The following is an 18,617-nucleotide window of genomic DNA, read 5'->3' on the forward strand; positions in this document are numbered from 1 at the left end:
TGGCTTTCGGGCCTCTTCGCCGGCAAGGCCGGCGCCTACAGGTTGCGCATGGCTTTGTAGGAGCCCGCCTTGCCGGCGAAAGGGCCATCACTGCCCAGGCTGTGCCTGCGTCAGTACCAGCTTGCCATTCTCGTCCAGCGGGATCTGCGAACCCGGGTCGCGCTCCATGCGCACCTGCCCGGCCTTGTCGCCAATCGAATACTTCACGTCGTACCCCACCACCTTCTCGCTCAGGTCATTGACCGTGTTGCAGCGGGTTTGCGTGGTGGTGTAGGTATCGCGGTTCTGCATGCCTTCTTGCACCTTGTTGCCGGCATAGCCACCACCGACGGCACCGGCCACGGTGGCGATCTTCTTGCCATTGCCGCCGCCGATCTGGTTACCCAGCAACCCACCTGCCACGGCGCCCAGCACGGTACCGGCGATCTGGTGCTGATCCTTCACCGGCGCCTGACGGGTCACCGTGACATCCTTGCAGACTTCCCGTGGCGTCTTGACGGTCTGCTTGACCGGCTGCACCGACGTCACCTGCGCGTATTGCGGCCCGCCCTTGACCAAGCTGTAGGTAGCCACGGCACCTCCGGCAGTGACACCGACAGCACCCAGCACCGCACCCACCAGCATTGACTTGTTCACGTGAACCTCCTGATTTACCTGCGGGAACACGCCCGCGCTTCTCCCAGCCTTGGAGCATAAAAAAAGGCGCGAGTTCAATACTCGCGCCTTCTTGTACCGCTCAGGACAGTGGCAAAAAGCCTTATGGACGCTCGTCCACACCCTCGGTTTTCACCGGCGGGATCAGGTCTTCACTGTTCAGGTTCAGCCAGATCAGCACCACGTTGGCGATGTAGATCGACGAGTAGGTACCGGCCATTACACCGATGAACAGTGCCAGCGAGAAGCCCCACAGGTTGTCACCACCGAAGAACAGCAGTGCCGCGATCGCCAGCAAGGTGGACACCGAGGTGGCCACGGTACGCAGCAGGGTCTGGGTGGTCGAGACGTTGATGTTCTCGATCAGCGAAGCCTTGCGCATCACGCGGAAGTTTTCCCGTACCCGGTCGAACACCACGATGGTGTCGTTGAGCGAGTAGCCGATGATCGCCAGCACCGCCGCCAGCACCGTCAGGTCGAAGGTGATCTGGAAGAACGACAGGATGCCCATGGTCACGATCACGTCGTGCACCAGCGACAGGATGGCGCCCACCGCAAACTTCCACTGGAAGCGGAAGGCCAGGTAGACCAGGATGCCGCCCAGCGCCAGCAGCATGCCCAGGCCGCCCTGGTCACGCAGTTCCTCGCCCACCTGCGGGCCGACGAACTCGACACGCTTGACCGTGGCCGGGTTGTCGGTGCTGATCTTCTGCAGCGCCTCGGCCACCTTGTTGCCCAGCATCGGGTCGTCGCCCGGCATGCGCACCAGCAGGTCGGTGGTAGCACCGAAGCTCTGCACCACGGCATCGTGGAAGCCGGACCTGACCAGCTCTTCACGAACCTCGCCAAGGTTGGCCGGGCGCTCGTAGGTCAGCTCGATGAGCGTACCGCCAGTGAAGTCCAGGCCGAAGTTGAGCCCTTTGTAGAACCAGCTGAACAGTGCCAGCACAGTCAGCAGCAGGGTGACGCCGAACGCGACGTTCCGCACACCCATGAAGTTAATGGTACGTAACATGGCAGCCCCTTATACCCACAACTTCTTGATATCCCGCCCACCGCAGGTCAGGTTGACCATTGCGCGGGTGACCATGACGGCCGTGAACATCGAGGTGAAAATCCCGAGGGACATGGTAACCGCGAAGCCCTTGACCGGACCGGTACCCATGGCGAACAGGATGCCGCCCACCAGCAGGGTGGTCAGGTTGGCATCGACGATCGCGGTGTAGGCACGGTTGAAGCCTTCGTGGATGGCGCGCTGCACCGACATGCCATTGGCCAGTTCTTCACGTATGCGCGAGAAGATCAGTACGTTGGCGTCGACCGCCATACCCATGGTCAGCACGATACCGGCAATGCCCGGCAGGGTTAGCGTAGCCCCCAGCAGCGACATCAGCGCCAGCAGCAGCACCATGTTGCCCGCCAGGGCGATGGTGGCGATCAGGCCGAAGGCACGGTAGATGGCCATGATGAACAGCGACACGAACAGCATGCCCCACAGCGATGCATCGATACCCTTGGTGATGTTGTCGGCACCCAGGCTCGGGCCAATGGTACGTTCTTCGGCGAAGTACATCGGCGCCGCCAGACCACCGGCACGCAGCAGCAGGGCCAGCTCGGACGACTCACCCTGGCCGTTCAGGCCGGTGATGCGGAACTGGCTGCCCAGTGGCGACTGGATGGTCGCCAGGCTGATGATGCGCTTCTCTTCCACGAACGACTGCACCGGCACGTCTTTCTCGACACCGTCGACCATCTGCTTGACGTAGCGGGTAACCGGACGCTGTTCGATGAAGATCACCGCCATGCTGCGCCCGACGTTGCTGCGCGTGGCGCGGCTCATCAGTTCGCCGCCGTGGCCATCCAGGCGGATGTTCACCTGCGGGCGACCCTGCTCGTCGAAGCTGGCCTGAGCGTCGGTGACCTGGTCACCGGTGATGATCAGGCCACGCTCGACCGCTGCCGGTGGGCGACCGCCCTCACGGAACTCGAAGGTCTCGGTAGTGGCCTTGGACGCACCCGGCTCGGCACCCAGACGGAACTCCAGGTTCGCGGTCTTGCCCAGAATACGCTTGGCTTCTGCGGTGTCCTGCACGCCTGGCAGCTCGACCACGATGCGGTTGGCACCCTGGCGCTGAACCAGTGGCTCGGCCACACCCAGTTCGTTGACGCGGTTACGTACCGTGGTCAGGTTCTGCTTGATCGAGTATTCACGGATTTCCGCGACCTTGGCCGGGGTAATCGCCAGACGCAGCACCGACAGGCCGTTACGCTCGGTGGTGGTCAGCTCGAAATCGTTGAAATTCTTGCGGATCAGGCTGCGAGCCTGTTCGCGGGACTGGTCATCGGAGAAGCCCAGTTGAATGCCGCCATCTTGCTGCGGCAGGCTGCGGTAGCGCACACGCTCCTTGCGCAGCAGGCTTTTGACTTCGCCTTCGTACACCTTCAGACGTGCCGCCATGGCCTTGTCCATGTCCACTTCAAGCAGGAAGTGCACACCACCGGACAGGTCCAGGCCCAGCTTCATCGGGCTTGCACCCAGGTTGCGCAGCCATTGCGGAGTGGTCGGGGCCAGGTTCAGTGCAACGACGTAGTCGTCACCCAGCGCCTTGCGCACAACGTCCTTGGCAGGCAGTTGGTCGTCCTGTTTGGCCAGACGCACCAGTGCGCCCTTGCCCTTCTCGCCCAGGCTTGCACCCTTGACCGCGATACCGGCGTCGGCCAGTGCCTTGGTGGCACGGTCCAGGTCGGCCTGGCTGACCTGCAGCGCCGTGCTGGCACCACTGACCTGAATAGCCGCGTCGTCAGGGTAGAGGTTGGGAGCGGAATAAATAAAACCGATCGCCAGTACCGCCAGGATCAGTGCGTATTTCCATAGAGGATATTTGTTCAGCATCACGCCGCCCGTTCAAGACGCGGGGCGCCTTGCGCGCCCCGTCGATTGTAGAAAATCTGAAACTTAGATCGCTTTGAGCGTGCCCTTGGGCAGGGTCGCGGCAATAGCACCCTTCTGGAACTTCAGTTCCACGGTGTCGGACACTTCCAGCACCACGAAGTCATCGGCCACTTTGACGATCTTGCCGGCAATACCGCCGTTGGTGACAACTTCGTCACCTTTCTGCAGGTTGCTCAGCAGGTTCTTCTGCTCTTTGGCGCGCTTGGCCTGTGGACGCCAGATCATCAGGTAGAAGATGACCAGGAAGCCGACCAGGAAAATCCACTCGAAGCCGGTACCGGCTGGGCCGGCGGCAGCTGCCGGGGCTGCTGCGTCCGCGTAAGCGGCAGGAATCAGAAAGCTCATTTAGCACTCCAAGTTGCAAGTTGTTGTACGTGTGTCAGGTTCGACAGAACATCAATCCAAGGGCGGCACAGGCAGCCCGCGCTTGGCGTAAAAGGCATCGACAAAGGCGGCCAATGTACCCTGTTGAATAGCCTCGCGCAAACCAGCCATCAGGCGCTGGTAATGACGCAAGTTGTGGATGGTATTCAACATGCTGCCCAACATTTCGCCGCATTTATCCAGGTGATGCAGATAAGCGCGGGAGAAGTTCTGGCAGGTGTAGCAGTCACAGGTCGGATCCAGTGGCGAATCATCATGGCGATGGAACGCGTTACGGATTTTAAGCACGCCGGTATCGACAAACAGATGACCGTTGCGCGCATTGCGCGTGGGCATCACGCAATCGAACATGTCGACGCCGCGGCGCACACCCTCAACGAGATCTTCCGGCTTGCCTACCCCCATAAGGTAACGAGGTTTGTCAGCCGGCATCATGCCCGGCAGGTAGTCCAGCACCTTGATCATCTCGTGCTTGGGCTCGCCCACCGACAGCCCGCCAATGGCCAGGCCGTCGAAGCCGATCTTGTCCAGGCCCTCGAGCGAACGCTCGCGCAGGTTGCGGTGCATGCCGCCCTGCACGATGCCGAACAGCGCCGCAGTGCTGTCGCCGTGGGCGTTCTTGGAGCGCTGGGCCCAGCGTAGCGACAGCTCCATGGAGATGCGCGCCACATCTTCATCGGCCGGGTACGGGGTGCACTCGTCGAAAATCATAACCACGTCCGAGCCCAGGTCGCGCTGCACCTGCATCGACTCTTCCGGGCCCATGAACACCTTGGAGCCGTCCACCGGGGATGCGAAGGTCACGCCCTCCTCCTTGATCTTGCGCATCGCGCCCAGGCTGAACACCTGGAAGCCGCCGGAGTCGGTGAGGATCGGGCCCTGCCACTTCATGAAGTCGTGCAGGTCGCCGTGGGCCTTGATCACCTCGGTGCCCGGGCGCAGCCACAGGTGGAAGGTGTTGCCCAGGATCATCTGCGCGCCGATGGCCTCGATGTCGCGCGGCAGCATGCCCTTGACCGTGCCATAGGTGCCCACCGGCATGAAGGCCGGGGTTTCGACCACACCCCGGGGGAATGTCAGGCGGCCGCGACGGGCCTTGCCGTCGGTGGCCAGCAACTCGAAGGACATACGACAGGTGCGACTCATGCTTGATCCTCGGGCCCGCGTGGCGCCGGATTGCGGGTGATGAACATGGCATCACCGTAACTGAAGAAGCGGTAGCCGTTTTCCACCGCTGCGGCGTAGGCAGCCATGGTCTCGGGGTAACCGGCGAAGGCCGAAACCAGCATAAGCAGCGTGGATTCGGGCAAATGGAAGTTGGTCACCAGGGCGTCGACCACGTGGAACGGGCGGCCCGGGAAAATAAAGATGTCGGTATCGCCGCTGAACGGCTTGAGCGTACCGTCGCGCGCCGCGCTTTCCAGCGAGCGCACGCTGGTGGTGCCGACCGCGATCACCCGCCCGCCGCGCGCCCGGCATTCGGCCACGGCGTCCACCACGTCCTGGCCCACTTCGAGCCACTCTTTATGCATGTGGTGATCTTCGATGCGCTCCACGCGCACCGGCTGGAAGGTGCCGGCGCCCACGTGCAGGGTGACGAAGGCGGTGCTCACGCCCTTTTCGGCGATCTTGCCCATCAGCTCTTCATCGAAGTGCAGGCCGGCGGTGGGCGCGGCCACGGCGCCGGAGCGCTGCGCATAGACCGTCTGATAGCGCTCGCGGTCGGCGCCTTCGTCGGGGCGGTCTATATAAGGAGGCAACGGCATGTGCCCGACGCGGTCGAGCAGTGGCAGCACCTCTTCGGTGAAGCGCAGCTCGAACAGCGCGTCGTGGCGCGCGACCATCTCGGCTTCGCCGCCGCCGTCGATCAGCAGCTGGGTGCCTGGCTTGGGCGACTTGCTAGAGCGCACGTGGGCGAGCACGCGATGGCTGTCGAGCACGCGCTCGATGAGGATCTCCAGCTTGCCGCCGGAGGCCTTCTGGCCGAACAGTCGGGCCGGGATCACCCGGGTGTTGTTGAACACCATCAGATCGCCCGGGCGCAGGTGCTCGAGCAGGTCGGTGAACTGGCGATGCGCGAGCGCGCCGGTAGGCCCGTCGAGGGTCAACAGCCGGCTGCTGCGCCGTTCAGCCAGTGGATGGCGGGCGATCAGGGAATCTGGAAGCTCAAAGGAGAAATCGGCGACGCGCATGATGGTGATCGGTTTGACAGGGCCGCAAAGTTTAGCGGAAAGCGGCAAAATTGACCATGAAAGCTGATTGACCAACGGTAGGCGCCTCACTATACTTCGCCGCCACAAGCCCTGATGGCGGAATTGGTAGACGCGGCGGATTCAAAATCCGTTTTCGAAAGGAGTGGGAGTTCGAGCCTCCCTCGGGGCACCATACAAATCCTTGTAAATCAATGACTTAGAGAAGGGGTAGAAAGAAATTTCTACCCCTTTTTCTATCCAGAAAATCTGTTCTTCTCAAACCCATTTCCCTCGGAAAATGCGGCCCCAAAGCGTCACATCACGCGAAGTCAAGATCATACAAACCCACAAAAATCAATAGATTTTATGAGTATTCAAAAACCTTCGCGTCTCCGGCAAGGTCGTTTTTTGTGGTTGAACGTGTTCAAGCATGAAAATTGAGCACGGGTCTAACCCTAACTTTTAATTTTTGACAGCTACCATCCAACCCTACATATATTTTCAATCTACCATTGACACAATATTTCGTTGCATTAAGCCATTATTTGACTGTCATCGAAATTAAAAGACCGAACAAATCAAGCATTCAACAATGCTTGGCAACTGTATAGCAGGCATTGAAAAGGCCACCTTGAAGGGCAGCCTGATAGTTATCGACCATTATACGAACGCGGTCTATCTTCTCTTCATCGACCTCAAATCAACAAAAACACTGATGTGCTTTATTGTCATTTACACATTTCAAAAAACAGTGCCATCATCCAAGGCAGACTTCAACTCGCTCTTGTAATTACCCTTATTAAAACTGTCGACTTTCTTGTAAGTATTCAGCTTTTCAGGAGAGCGATATTGCGTATCACTTGCGAACGATTGAAAGGTGTCATCGTCAACCATTCTTATATGCATTTGAAGCTCCCTTGAATCATAGCCATAAAACTCAACAAAACCGGGAATTTGACTTTGACGTGCAACCATCAACGCTTCTTTGACTGGCTTGTCATAGAGATAGAATGTAGCAGTCACCATAATGGCACCCCCGGATTCCGTATTGTTCTTACCGAATTGGGGATTCACATAAGGGGTGAACACGACCCCACCATCCATAGCCTTGGTTTGTCCTAGCCATTTACGTTCTTTAATCGCACTGATTGTCTTATTGATAGGTCCAGAATACTCAACGCTTCTTCTGTCTTTATCAAGCTCGACGTGTTCAAAGGTTTCTGCTGATGCTGTGCACGCAAAAGCGGCAACCAACGATGCCAGCACAAAGCTTTTAATTTTTTCCATTTTTTCCTTATCCATTCAGTTGAATCGCGAGAGCCAAGTCTTGCTGGTAAGGCAAAATGCTATCACCAATTGAGCAATAGTTAAACGCCAGCATTCCAACATCGCGGGGATGCAATATATTTAAGACTGGAACTTGTATGCTAGTTCTTCAAGTGCTTTCCTTCGGAATACCTGTCAACAGTCATCCGCAACAAACCCTCTGCTTTATGACCTACCCATGAAATGATGACAAAGTTTTTTACATCTGCACGCTCTAATCTAGCAATTACGGTTTTTCGTATGCGGTGGAAAACACATCGCTTATCACAGCCCAACTCTGTTTTGGATGTGCTTACCGAGTGGCTTCCAAACCCATTACTATTTCGATGTACATAGCCGTCCAACGACGACTACGCAACACCCATAAAGCCCACTGACTGCGGGCTTTTAGTCTCTGGGGTTTCATCCCCTTCCCTGGCAAGTCAACGCTTCAGCGCCAACAATCCAATTGCCCCTGCGCACGAGTGCTGAAGATCGTCAGCAGCTCGCCCAGTGTATGCGGTGGCGGTTCGGCAGCGCGGGTCACCGCGTACAGGGTGATCGGCAACGCTGGAGCCAGGGGGCGAATGGCGGTGGCCCCAGGCGACGCGCTGAGGGCGGTGAAGGGATCGATCACCGCCAGCCCTGCACCGGATTCGACCATCGCCCTGGCCAGTGAATAGGTTTGCACCGCGATGCTCACCCGTGGCGGCGGCTCTACCGCCTCGAGATAGCTGTCGAGGCGGGCCGACAGCGGATCGGCACTGGACAGCCCGATCAGCGGCGCGTCGGCCAGGGCCTGCAGCGGCAGCGGCTGGCCTTCTTCCTCCTGGGGCCAGTAACCGGCCGGCGCCAACGCCACCAACACCCCACTGGCCAGCGCCTGGGCCTTGAGCCCCGGGTGATCGGGTAGTTGCAGGGTCAGGGCGACATCGATTTCGCGCATCAGCAGGTTCTGCACCAGCTCGCGGCTATGGGCACTGGACAGCTCGCAGGCGATCTCCGGATAGCGTTGCGTCCATTCATGAATGGCCGGCGGCAACAACGACAGGGCCAGTGCCGGGGTCGCGCCGATCCGCAGGCTGTGGCCCGGCTCGCGGCGCAGGCTCTGGGCCAGGCGTCGCACCCCTTGCAGGCTTTCGGTGACCTTGTCGACCTCACGCTCCAGCTCCAGCGCTTCCGGGGTGGCCTGGAGTTTGCCGCGCACCCGTAGAAACAACGGGAAACCCAGATGCTGCTCAGCGTGTTGCAGCACTTTGGTCACGGCGGGTTGGGAGACGTGCAGTAACTGCGCGGCAGCGCTGACCGACCCGGTCTGACGGATGGCCTGGAAGATCTCGATGTGGCGAAGGCGCATGGCGAGTCCATAACCTTTGTTTATGGGATGACCATCTTTATTCATTGTTCGGCGCCTGTCACCTGGCTCTAACCTCGGTCTCGTCTCAACCACGGCTAAGGAATGACATGGCTCAGCGTGTATGCATCATCGGCGGCGGCGTCATTGGCCTGGCAACGGCTTACGCACTGGTGCGCGATGGCGTTGAGGTGACCCTGGTCGAGGCGCGGGATTCGCTGGGCAGTGAAACCAGTTTTGCCAATGGCGGCCAGTTGTCCTATCGCTACGTGGCGCCCCTGGCCGATGCCGGCGTGCCATTGCAGGCCATCGGCTGGATGCTGCGCGGTGACTCACCGTTGAAGCTGCGCCCCCGCCTGGACCCGGCGCAGTGGCGCTGGATGGCGTCCTTTCTGGGGGCCTGCCGCTCCTCCGTCAACCGCACCAATGCAGCCCACCTGCTGCGCCTGGCGTTGTTCAGCCAGGCCACCCTGCAGGCCTGGCGCGAGGACGATGCCCTGGACGGTTTCCACTGGCGGCGCAATGGCAAGCTGGTGACCTTTCGCAACACCGCGAGCTTCGAGCACGCCCGCCACAGGCTGGCCGCCCCCCAGCAACAGCAGGTGCTGTCGTCTGCCGACTGCGCCCGCCTGGACCCGGCCCTGGCCGATGCCCCCTTTATTGGCGCGATCTACACCCCCGATGAAGAGGTCGGTGACTGCCACGGCTTCTGCCAGCTACTGGCGGCGCGTTTGCGGGCCTCGGGCCGTTGCGAGTTCCGCCTGGGCCAGGCCGTGACCGGTATTCGCCAGGCCAATGGCATGGTGAGCGCAATCGAACTGGGGGATGAAGTGCTGCCAGTGGAGCATCTGGTGATTGCCGCCGGCCATCGCAGCCCACTGCTGACGTTGCCAGGGGTGCACCTGCCCCTGTACCCGCTCAAGGGCTATAGCCTCACCGTGCCGATCGGCGCCCACCACCGGGCCCCGGACCTGAGCATCACTGACTATGACCGCAAGATCGTCTACGCCCGCATCGGCGAGCAACTGCGGGTAGCGGCCATGGTCGACATCGTCGGCTTTGAACAGGCGCTGGACCCCAAGCGGCTGGCCCTGATCAAGCGCCAGGCGCGTGACACCTTCGCCAATGCCGGCGACTACGAGCAGGCCATCGAGTGGGCCGGTATGCGCCCGGCGACCCCTAGCGGCGTGCCGCTGCTGGGCGCAACCGCGTATCGCAACCTGTGGCTCAACCTCGGCCATGGTGCCCTGGGCTTCACCCTGGCCTGCGGCAGTGCGCAGTTGCTCAGCGAGCTGATCGGCCAGCGCCGCCCCTCCATTGATCTGCAGGGCTTTGCGCCCCGTGTGGCCTGAAATTACCCAAGAGAAGGACTATCCGATGACCATCAGCCGCATCCAGACCAATCCACGCTTGTCCGCTGCCGTGACCTTTGGCGACCTGGTGTTTCTCTCCGGCCAAGTACCGGGTGATGCCACCGACGCCGCTGGCCAGACTCGCCAGGTGCTGGCAAAAATCGACGCACTGTTGGCCGAGGCGGGCAGCGACAAGAATCACCTGCTCAGCGCGACCATTTACCTGAAGGACATTGGTGAGGATTTCGCGGCGATGAACTACGTATGGTCGGACTGGTTGTCGCCTGGCCAGGCACCGAGTCGCACGACCTTGCAGGCCGAGCTGGCCCGCCCGCAGGTGCGAGTCGAAATCAGCGTTATCGCGGCCCGCCGCTAAGCAATCCATCACCCACAACGGAGAATAACAATGCAAAAAATCACGTTGCTCGGCTGCACCCTGGGCGTATTGCTCGGCACCCAAGTGCAGGCTGAAGAAACCTCGCTGGGGCCGACCCTGAGCAAGATTGCCAGTACCAACAGCATTACCCTGGGTTATCGCGATGCGTCGGTACCCTTCTCCTACGTGGGCGATCACTCGGGTCAACCGATGGGTTACTCGGTGGACCTGGCGAACAAGATCGTCGAGCGCGTGCAGCAAAAGCTCGCGGCGCCCCAGCTCAAGGTCAAGTACAACCTGGTGACTTCGCAAACCCGCATTCCGCTGGTGCAGAACGGCACGGTCGACCTGGAATGTGGCTCGACCGGCGTGACCGCTGAGCGGCAAAAACAGGTGGCGTTTTCCTACGGCTTCATCTACGTCAAAGGCCAGTTGCTGACCGCCAACGACAGTGGGATCAAGAGCTTCGCCGACCTGCGCGGCAAGAACGTGGTGACCACCGCCGGCACCACCAACGAGCGCTATCTGAAGAGCTACAACATCGATAACAAGATCGACATGTTCGTGATCAGCGCCAAGGACCACGGCGAAGCCTTCCAGCTGTTGCAGTCCGGTCGGGCAGCGGCGTTCTACATGGACGATGCGTTGCTCTACGGCGAGCGCGCCAAGGCTCGCGATCCGCACAAGTGGGTAGTGGTTGGGGAGGAGCAGTCTCGGGAAATCTACAGCTGCATGGTGCGCAAGGACGATCCGCAATTCCTCGCACTGGTGAATTCGACACTGGGCGAGCTGTACAGCTCGGGGGAGATCAACGGGATCTACCAGCGCTGGTTTGAGCAGCCGATCCCGCCAAAAGGCTTGAACCTCGAGTTCCCGATGACCAGTGAACTCAAGGCGATCATTGCCAAGCCGGTGAGTGATCCGGTGCAGTAGCGATCAGTGCCCTCACCGGTTGGCGCGGGCTACCCGCCACCAGGGCTTGGGGATTGCTATCCCCCAAACGGTAGGTCGAGCAGCAGTGTTCCGCTGAGTTCTTCAGCGTTCACTCTGAGGCGATTCACTGAGGACACGGTGATTTTTCTGGGCTGCCATACAGGCAGCTCAGAAGTTGTTTCCAGACAAAAAAGTCGCTGAAGCATTCCAGAATCAACCTACACCGAAGCCCCTCGATGCGAGCGCGCACAGAGTTCGATTCCCAGCGCATGCATCACCTTCAGCACCGTATCGAAACGAGGCTTGGCGCCTGGCGCGAAGGCCTTGTAAAGGCTCTCTCTTCCCAATCCAGTCTCTTTGGCAACCAGCGACATTCCGCGCGCTTTGGCCACGTACCCTATTGCACGTAAAAGCTCGTCGCTGTCGCCCTCCGCCAGCACCTGAGACAAGTACTCGCTGATGGCTTCATCACTATCAAGCAGTGCCGCCATGTCGAATGGAATCAATATAACGCTCATGGTCAAACCTCTTTGGCCAACCGCTTGGCCATCCGGATATCTGCTGCTTGAGAAGACTTGTCCCCGCCTGTCAGCAACAGGATTGCTACGCCGCTACGCACGGTGAAGTACACCCGATAGCCTGGGCCGGAATCGATGCGCATCTCTGAAACACCATCACCAACCGCCTTCGTATCCCCCAAGTTGCCCGCAAGCGCACGTTCGATGCGTCGACCAATGGCGATCTTCGCTCGTACATCGCGTAGCGCCAGAAGCCAGCCGCTGAATGCCAAAGTCTGTTCTATGGAATAGATCACATCAGGCTCTGAATGTATCCCTATGGATACAGACTGGCAAGCAAGATCACGTTTGGATGCTTACCAGACTGCCGGTGAATCGCTCGCCTTTCGAGCGAGCAACTGGAATACGATGGGCGCTTGCGCATGCCTCTGGAACAAGACAATTCCTGATTTGAAGCGGTACATTTCCCAAGGTTAAAAACCTGCCAGCTGCTGCAGTTACAAGAGCATGTCACCTCCCTTCGCCAGCAACGCTGGCGCCTACACCGTCTCGCGCTCCCCTGTAGGCGCCAGCCTTGCTGGCGAATGCGCCCGCCCAGGCCACTTCACGAACCCCGCCCCCAGCGCCGCCAGAATCAACCCGATCGAAACCGCCTCGTGCACATCCACCCGGTGCCCCAGCAGCACCATCGACCCTGCCACCCCGAATACCGGGATCAGCAACGACAACGGCGCCACCTTCGACACCGGATACTCACGCAGCAGCAGGTTCCACCCCCAGTAACAGAAGTGCGTCGCCGCATACACCTGGAACACCAGCGAAAACACCGCCACCCACCCCACCTGCGCAGCCACCCCGGTGAACGGCGCGGTGCCATGCATCAGCCAGGTGAGCAGCACCAGCGGCAGCGGTGCGAACAGGCTCGCCCACACCACAAAGGCAAACATCTCGCGCACCTTCGAGCGCTTGATGATGACATTGCCCACACTCCAGCTGAACGCACTCACCAGCAACAAGCCATAACCCACCACCGAGCCATCGCCGGGCCTGCCACCGATGATGGACACCAGCCCCAGCACTGCCAGCCCCACCCCGACGCCCTGCCCCACGCCAAGGCGTTCGCGAAACAGCAACACGCCCCAACCCAGGGTGAAAAACGCACTGAACTGCACCAGCAACGCCGCCGTACCCGGCGGCACGCCCAGCTCGATTCCCAGGTTGATCAACGCCCACATCGCCACGCCAAAGATCAACCCGTACGCAGCCACCCAGCCCAGGCCGACCGCCGGGCGCCGGATGAAGAACACCCACGGCAACGCCGCCAGGGTGAATCGCAACGCCGTCAACAGCAGCGGGTCAATTGCGGCCAGGCCGAGCTTGGTGATGGGAAAGTTGAACCCCCACATCGCCGTCACCAGCACGGCCAGGGCCAGATGTTTCTTTTGCATGGCGTACCTATCCCGAAAGTCAGGGCGCCACTATGCGCAATGAGCACACTGGCTCGCTTGCACTATCAGGTCATAGATCATTAAATTCGGGCCATGCGCGAAATCGACATCGACCCCTATGAACACACCCCCCGCGACGCCGTGGTCACGGCCAACGACTATGGCGACGGGCAGCACTTTGCCTTGCATACCCATCAGCGTGGGCAGTTCGCGTATGCGGCCTGCGGGGTGATCACGGTGTTCACCCGCCAGGGCAACTGGGTGGTACCGCCGCAGCGGGCCATCTGGGTGCCCGCAGGCGTGCCCCACGAGATGAGCATGAACGGCCCGGTGACGATGCTGAACACCTATGTGCGCCAGCCTGCCGCCACCCGCCTCGGCCTGCCCGAACACTGCCAGGTGTTCGGTGTGTCGACGCTGCTGCGCCAACTGCTGCTGGGCGCCCGGGATGTGCCGGCGCTGTATGCCGAAGGCAGCCGCGAGGGCTACCTGATGAACCTGCTGCTGCACGAGATTGCCGACATGCCGGCGCTGTCGCTGAATGCACCGCTGCCCAGCGAGCCCAGGCTCGCCCGGGCCTGCCAGCACTTGCTGGCACAGCCCTCGCTGGATACAGGGATCGATGACATGGCCCGCCAGGTGGGCATGAGCCGGCGCACCTTCACCCGGCTGTTTCGCCAGCACACCGGCATCAGCTTCGTGGCATGGCGACAGCAGGCATGCCTGATGGCGGCGGTGGTGCGCCTGGGCAATGGCGAGGCGATCACGCGGGTGGCGACGGACCTTGGTTACAGCAGCCCCAGTGCGTTCACCAGTGTGTTCCGGCGCGTGCTGGGCGCGGCGCCCAGCCAGTACTTCGCCAACGCGGTAAGTTGATGCAACACGATTCGCTGCAACCCAAGCAGTAGCGCGCCAGGCCTACACCCACAGCCAACTGTCTGCCCAGCAACTGTTGCCCCAGCAACAGCCAGCCAACAAAAACCTCCCGCACCAACACCATTGCCACCTCACTACCGCGCCAGGCCCAGCAAAAACGGGGCCTGCGACTGTGGTACGGCTCTTGCTCAAGCCTGGGTAACGCTCTGAGCGCAGGGCCACACCACAGGACGCACACATGACCGCAGCACTCAAGGTCGTCGCCGTTTCCGGCGGCGCCTATCGCCCCTCACGCACCCTGGCACTGACCGAGGCGATCGTCGCCGAGCTGGGCAAGCACCTGCACATCGACGCCCAGCTCATCGAGCTGAGCGAGATCGCCCGCCCGGTAGGCGGCGCCCTGTCGCGCGCCGAACTGCCGGCCACGGTCGAACAGCAGCTGCAGGCCATCGAGCATGCCGACCTGCTGATCGTCGCCTCGCCGGTTTACCGCGGCTCGTACCCCGGCCTGCTCAAGCACCTGTTCGACCTGGTGGGCCAGGACAGCCTGATCGACACCCCGGTGCTGCTGGCCGCCACCGGTGGCAGCCCGCTGCATGCGCTGGTGATCGACCACCAGCTGCGCCCGCTGTTCAGCTTCTTCCAGGCGCTGACCCTGCCCATCGGCGTGTATGGCAGCGAAGGCGACCTGCAGAACTACCAGGTCAGCAGCCCGGTGCTGCAAGCCCGTGTCAGCCTGGCCGCCGAGCGTGCCGCACCGTTCTTCGCCGCCCACGCCCACAGCCAGCGCAAGCTCGCCAGCGGGGCCGAACGATGAACGTGTTCTGGTTCCTGCCCACCCACGGCGACGGTCATTTCCTCGGCACCAGCGACGGCGCGCGCCCGGTCACCCTCAACTACCTCAAGCAGATCGCCCAGGCCGCCGATGGCCTGGGCTACCACGGCGTGCTGATCCCCACCGGCCGCTCGTGCGAGGACTCCTGGGTGGTCGCCTCGGCCCTGGCGCCGCTGACCGAACGCCTGCGCTACCTGGTAGCCATTCGCCCCGGCATCATCTCGCCCACCGTGTCGGCGCGCATGACCGCCACCCTGGACCGCCTCTCCGGCGGGCGCCTGCTGATCAACGTGGTCACCGGTGGCGACCCCGACGAGAACCGCGGCGACGGCATCCACCTCAGCCACAGCGAACGCTACGAGGTCACCGATGAGTTCCTGCGTATCTGGCGCCGCGTGCTGCAAGGCGAGTCGGTGGATTTCGAGGGCAAGCACTTCAAGGTCGAGAACGCCAAGGCGCTCTACCCACCGGTACAAAAGCCCTACCCGCCGCTGTACTTCGGTGGCTCGTCCGACGCCGCCCATGACCTGGCCGCCGAACAGCTGGACGTGTACCTCACCTGGGGCGAGCCGCCCGCCGCCGTCGCCGAGAAGATCGCCGATGTGCGCGCCCGCGCCGCCAGGCACGGGCGCACGGTGAAGTTCGGCATCCGCCTGCACGTGATCGTGCGCGAAACCGCCGAAGAGGCCTGGCAGGCCGCCGACCGCCTGATCGCGCACATCAGCGACGACACCATCGCCGCGGCGCAACAGTCCTTCGCGCGCTTTGACTCCGAGGGCCAACGGCGCATGGCTGCCCTGCACGGCGGTCGCCGCGACCAGCTGGAGATCGCCCCCAACCTGTGGGCCGGTGTGGGCCTGGTACGGGGCGGCGCCGGCACCGCGCTGGTGGGCGACCCGCAACAGGTGGCCGCGCGCATCAAGGAATACGCCGACCTGGGCATCGAAAGCTTCATCTTCTCCGGCTACCCGCACCTGGAGGAAGCCTACCGCTTCGCCGAGCTGGTCTTCCCGCTGCTGCCAGAACCCTACGCCAGCCTGGCCGGGCGCGGCGTCACCAACCTGACCGGGCCGTTCGGCGAAATGATCGCCAACGATGTGCTGCCCAAGGCGCAGACCGCATGAGTGCCAAGCAACCGGAACCCACCCTGCTCAGCCCGCTGCAGACCGCGCGCGCCCTGGCCGCCGAGTTCGCACTGACCGCCGCCGAACGCGACGAGCGCGGCGGCACACCCAAGGCCGAGCGTGACGCCATTCGCCACAGCGGCCTCTTGGCCCTGAGCATTCCCACGCAGTTCGGCGGCATGGGCGCCAGCTGGGGCGAAACCCTGAACATCGTGCGCGAGTTCGCCCGGGTCGACAGCTCCATCGCCCACGTGTTCGGCTTCCAGCACCTGATGCTGGCCACCGTGCGCCTGTTCTCCAGCCCCGACCAGTGGCAGCCCTGGTTCGAGCAGACCGCCCGCAAGAACTGGTTCTGGGGCAATGCCCTGAACCCGCTGGACACCCGCACCGTGGTCAAGAAGTACGACGGCTGGCGCGAGTTCTCGGGCAAGAAGAGCTTCTGCTCCGGCGCCAGCGACTCGGAAATGCTGATCGCCTCGGCGGTGGATGAAAGCGCCGGCGGCAAGTTGCTGATCGCCGCCATCCCCACGGCACGTACCGGCATCACCCTGCATGGCGACTGGAACAACATGGGCCAGCGCCAGACCGACAGCGGCAGCGCCACCTTCGAGCGCGTGCGCGTCGAGGAATCCGAACTGCTGCTCGACCCCGGCCCGCTGAGCACCCCGTTCGCCTGCCTGCGCCCGCTGATCGCGCAACTGCACTTTGCGCACATCTTCCTCGGCATCGCCGAAGGTGCGCTGGAAGAGGCGCGCCAGTACACGCTCAAGGAAGGGCGACCGTGGTTCAAGTCCAATGCCCGGCACGTCAGCGAAGACCCGTACATCCTGCGCCACTACGGCGACTTCTGGGTGGGCCTGGAAGGCGTTCGGCTGCTGGCCGAACGCGCCTGCAACCAGCTCGACGAAGCCTGGCACAAGGGCCCCAAGCTGAGCAGCGACGAGCGCGGGCAGCTGGCGCTGTCCATCGCCGCGGCCAAGGTGGCGGCCACCCGCACCGGCCTGGACCTGTGCAACCGCCTGTTCGAAGTGACCGGCGCGCGCGCCACGCATGCCTCGCTGCGCTTCGATCGCTACTGGCGCAACCTGCGCACCCAGACCCTGCACGACCCGGTGGACTACAAGGTCCACGAGCTGGGTGACTGGGCCCTGAACCGGACGGTGCCCGCCCCGTCCTTCTACTCCTGAGGGCTGCCCATGCATCTGTTGACGCTCCCGCCATCGCCAACCCTGGCCACCTCGATCAGGGCCACCGCACAGGTGTTCGAAGACCCGAGGTCGCAGGCGCTGCTCGCCCACCTGCAGCAGGTCGCGCCGAGTGAGGCCAGCGTGCTGATCATTGGCGAAACCGGTACGGGCAAGGAGCTGGTGGCGCGACATATCCACAACCTCAGCCGGCGCCACCACGGGCCGTTCGTGGCGGTCAACTGCGGGGCGTTCTCCGAGTCGCTGGTCGAGGCCGAACTGTTCGGCCACGAAAAGGGCGCCTTCACCGGCGCCCTGGCGTCCAAGGCCGGCTGGTTCGAGGAAGCCGACGGCGGCACGCTGTTTCTCGACGAGATCGGCGACCTGCCGATGGCCATCCAGGTCAAGCTGCTGCGCGTGCTGCAGGAGCGCGAAGTGGTACGCCTGGGGTCGCGCAAGAGCATCCCGATCAACGTGCGCGTGCTGGCCGCCACCAACGTGCAGCTGGAAAAGGCGATCAACGCCGGGCACTTTCGCGAAGACCTGTTCTACCGCCTCAACGTGGTCAGCCTGCAGCTGCACCCGCTGCGCGAGCGCCCCGGCGACATCCTGCCGCTGACCCGCCACTTCATGGCCAGCTACAGCGCCCGCCTGGGCTATGGCGATGTGCAGTTGAGCAGCGAGGCCGAGCACAAGCTGACCAGCTACGACTGGCCGGGCAACATCCGCGAGCTGGAAAACGTCATCCACCACACCCTGCTGATCTGCCATGACGGCGTGATCCAGCAGGACGACCTGCGCCTGTCCAACCTGCGCATCGAGCGGCCCGAGGGCACACCCGCCCCGGACACATCCGCCAACGCCCTGTTGCAGCGCGCGTTTCAGAAGCTGTTCGAAGAAGAGCACGGCGCGCTGCATGAAAAGGTCGAGGAGGCGCTGCTGCGCAGTGCCTACCGCTTCTGCCACTACAACCAGGTGCACACCGCGCGCCTGCTCGGCCTGAGCCGCAACGTCACCCGTGCCCTGCTGATCCGCATCGGCGAACTGGTGGTGAACAAGCGCCAGCCGCCACCGGAGCCGAACGCCACACGCGTCATCAACCTGTCGATCTGACCCAGACTTGCCCAAG

General features: G+C 62.2%; 19 protein-coding genes and 1 tRNA gene. 9 read left to right on the forward strand and 11 right to left on the reverse strand.

Annotated features, from left to right (window positions below; all coding sequences use genetic code 11):
- Positions 1-87: 87 nt before the first annotated feature.
- From NP552_RS20925 to queA, 6 genes are all read right to left on the reverse strand, one after another.
- Complete coding sequence (locus NP552_RS20925) at positions 88-636, reverse strand: glycine zipper 2TM domain-containing protein (RefSeq protein WP_043864458.1); 549 nt, start codon at positions 634-636, stop codon at positions 88-90.
- Positions 637-757: 121 nt separating this feature from the next.
- A complete protein-coding gene (gene secF / locus NP552_RS20930) occupies positions 758-1,669 on the reverse strand; it encodes a protein translocase subunit SecF (RefSeq protein ID WP_043864457.1) in 912 nt (303 codons plus the stop codon).
- Between the two features lie 9 nt (positions 1,670-1,678).
- The gene (gene secD, locus NP552_RS20935) at positions 1,679-3,547 is read right to left on the reverse strand and encodes a protein translocase subunit SecD (RefSeq protein WP_054916607.1); all 1,869 of its coding nucleotides are present in this window, start codon (positions 3,545-3,547) and stop codon (positions 1,679-1,681) included.
- Positions 3,548-3,610: 63 nt separating this feature from the next.
- On the reverse strand, positions 3,611-3,952 hold the full coding sequence (gene yajC, locus NP552_RS20940; RefSeq protein ID WP_043864455.1) for a preprotein translocase subunit YajC: 342 nt from the start codon (positions 3,950-3,952) through the stop codon (positions 3,611-3,613).
- A 51-nt stretch (positions 3,953-4,003) separates the two neighbouring features.
- Entirely contained in the window at positions 4,004-5,119 is a 1,116-nt protein-coding gene (tgt, locus tag NP552_RS20945) for a tRNA guanosine(34) transglycosylase Tgt (protein ID WP_162484886.1), read from the reverse strand.
- A 14-nt stretch (positions 5,120-5,133) separates the two neighbouring features.
- Complete coding sequence (queA, locus tag NP552_RS20950) at positions 5,134-6,183, reverse strand: tRNA preQ1(34) S-adenosylmethionine ribosyltransferase-isomerase QueA (RefSeq protein WP_043864453.1); 1,050 nt, start codon at positions 6,181-6,183, stop codon at positions 5,134-5,136.
- Between the two features lie 108 nt (positions 6,184-6,291).
- On the opposite strand from queA, the gene NP552_RS20955 reads away from it, so the two are divergent.
- Positions 6,292-6,376: transfer RNA gene (locus NP552_RS20955), tRNA-Leu, on the forward strand.
- A gap of 548 nt (positions 6,377-6,924) precedes the next feature.
- Here NP552_RS20955 and NP552_RS20960 read toward each other — a convergent pair.
- Both NP552_RS20960 and NP552_RS20965 read right to left on the reverse strand, forming a co-directional pair.
- Positions 6,925-7,485: a hypothetical protein gene (locus NP552_RS20960; protein ID WP_274097112.1), complete on the reverse strand. Its 561-nt coding sequence runs from the start codon at positions 7,483-7,485 to the stop codon at positions 6,925-6,927.
- Positions 7,486-7,939: 454 nt separating this feature from the next.
- Positions 7,940-8,845: a LysR family transcriptional regulator gene (locus NP552_RS20965; RefSeq protein WP_058541407.1), complete on the reverse strand. Its 906-nt coding sequence runs from the start codon at positions 8,843-8,845 to the stop codon at positions 7,940-7,942.
- Positions 8,846-8,952: 107 nt separating this feature from the next.
- Between NP552_RS20965 and NP552_RS20970 the strand changes: the two genes are divergently transcribed.
- The 3 genes from NP552_RS20970 to NP552_RS20980 are packed head-to-tail and all read left to right on the forward strand — an operon-like array spanning position 8,953 to position 11,503.
- On the forward strand, positions 8,953-10,194 hold the full coding sequence (locus NP552_RS20970) for a D-amino acid dehydrogenase (protein ID WP_443201042.1): 1,242 nt from the start codon (positions 8,953-8,955) through the stop codon (positions 10,192-10,194).
- Positions 10,195-10,219: 25 nt separating this feature from the next.
- The gene (locus NP552_RS20975; RefSeq protein ID WP_274097113.1) at positions 10,220-10,570 is read left to right on the forward strand and encodes a RidA family protein; all 351 of its coding nucleotides are present in this window, start codon (positions 10,220-10,222) and stop codon (positions 10,568-10,570) included.
- 30 nt (positions 10,571-10,600) lie between these two features.
- Entirely contained in the window at positions 10,601-11,503 is a 903-nt protein-coding gene (locus NP552_RS20980; protein ID WP_043864448.1) for a transporter substrate-binding domain-containing protein, read from the forward strand.
- A gap of 218 nt (positions 11,504-11,721) precedes the next feature.
- Here NP552_RS20980 and NP552_RS20985 read toward each other — a convergent pair whose 3' ends face one another.
- The 3 genes from NP552_RS20985 to NP552_RS20995 form a co-directional block, all read right to left on the reverse strand.
- Positions 11,722-12,021 carry an addiction module antidote protein gene (locus tag NP552_RS20985; protein ID WP_054916323.1) on the reverse strand — a complete coding sequence of 100 codons (300 nt, stop codon included), beginning with the start codon at positions 12,019-12,021 and terminating at the stop codon, positions 11,722-11,724.
- A gap of 2 nt (positions 12,022-12,023) precedes the next feature.
- The gene (locus NP552_RS20990; RefSeq protein WP_373874888.1) at positions 12,024-12,314 is read right to left on the reverse strand and encodes a type II toxin-antitoxin system RelE/ParE family toxin; all 291 of its coding nucleotides are present in this window, start codon (positions 12,312-12,314) and stop codon (positions 12,024-12,026) included.
- A gap of 246 nt (positions 12,315-12,560) precedes the next feature.
- Complete coding sequence (locus NP552_RS20995; protein WP_274097114.1) at positions 12,561-13,469, reverse strand: EamA family transporter; 909 nt, start codon at positions 13,467-13,469, stop codon at positions 12,561-12,563.
- Between the two features lie 93 nt (positions 13,470-13,562).
- Here NP552_RS20995 and NP552_RS21000 point away from each other — a divergent pair, with 93 nt between their 5' ends.
- The 5 genes from NP552_RS21000 to NP552_RS21020 all read left to right on the forward strand — a co-directional run bounded on the left by NP552_RS21000 (position 13,563) and on the right by NP552_RS21020 (position 18,601).
- A complete protein-coding gene (locus NP552_RS21000) occupies positions 13,563-14,345 on the forward strand; it encodes an AraC family transcriptional regulator (RefSeq protein ID WP_043864444.1) in 783 nt (260 codons plus the stop codon).
- Between the two features lie 238 nt (positions 14,346-14,583).
- Entirely contained in the window at positions 14,584-15,162 is a 579-nt protein-coding gene (gene msuE, locus NP552_RS21005; protein ID WP_043864443.1) for an FMN reductase, read from the forward strand.
- Positions 15,159-16,304 (forward strand): FMNH2-dependent alkanesulfonate monooxygenase, encoded by a 1,146-nt coding sequence (gene ssuD, locus NP552_RS21010; RefSeq protein ID WP_043864442.1) that lies wholly within the window; start codon positions 15,159-15,161, stop codon positions 16,302-16,304. Before msuE ends, ssuD begins: the two co-directional genes overlap by 4 nt.
- On the forward strand, positions 16,301-17,491 hold the full coding sequence (locus NP552_RS21015; RefSeq protein WP_274097115.1) for an acyl-CoA dehydrogenase family protein: 1,191 nt from the start codon (positions 16,301-16,303) through the stop codon (positions 17,489-17,491). The genes ssuD and NP552_RS21015 overlap by 4 nt, the downstream gene beginning before the upstream one ends.
- A gap of 9 nt (positions 17,492-17,500) precedes the next feature.
- Positions 17,501-18,601: a sigma-54 interaction domain-containing protein gene (locus tag NP552_RS21020; protein WP_274097116.1), complete on the forward strand. Its 1,101-nt coding sequence runs from the start codon at positions 17,501-17,503 to the stop codon at positions 18,599-18,601.
- The last annotated feature ends 16 nt before the right edge of the window (positions 18,602-18,617 follow it).

The sequence above is a fragment of the Pseudomonas sp. 8209 genome, assembly GCF_028682105.1.
In the GTDB taxonomy this organism is placed as follows: Bacteria; Pseudomonadota; Gammaproteobacteria; order Pseudomonadales; family Pseudomonadaceae; genus Aquipseudomonas; species Aquipseudomonas palmensis.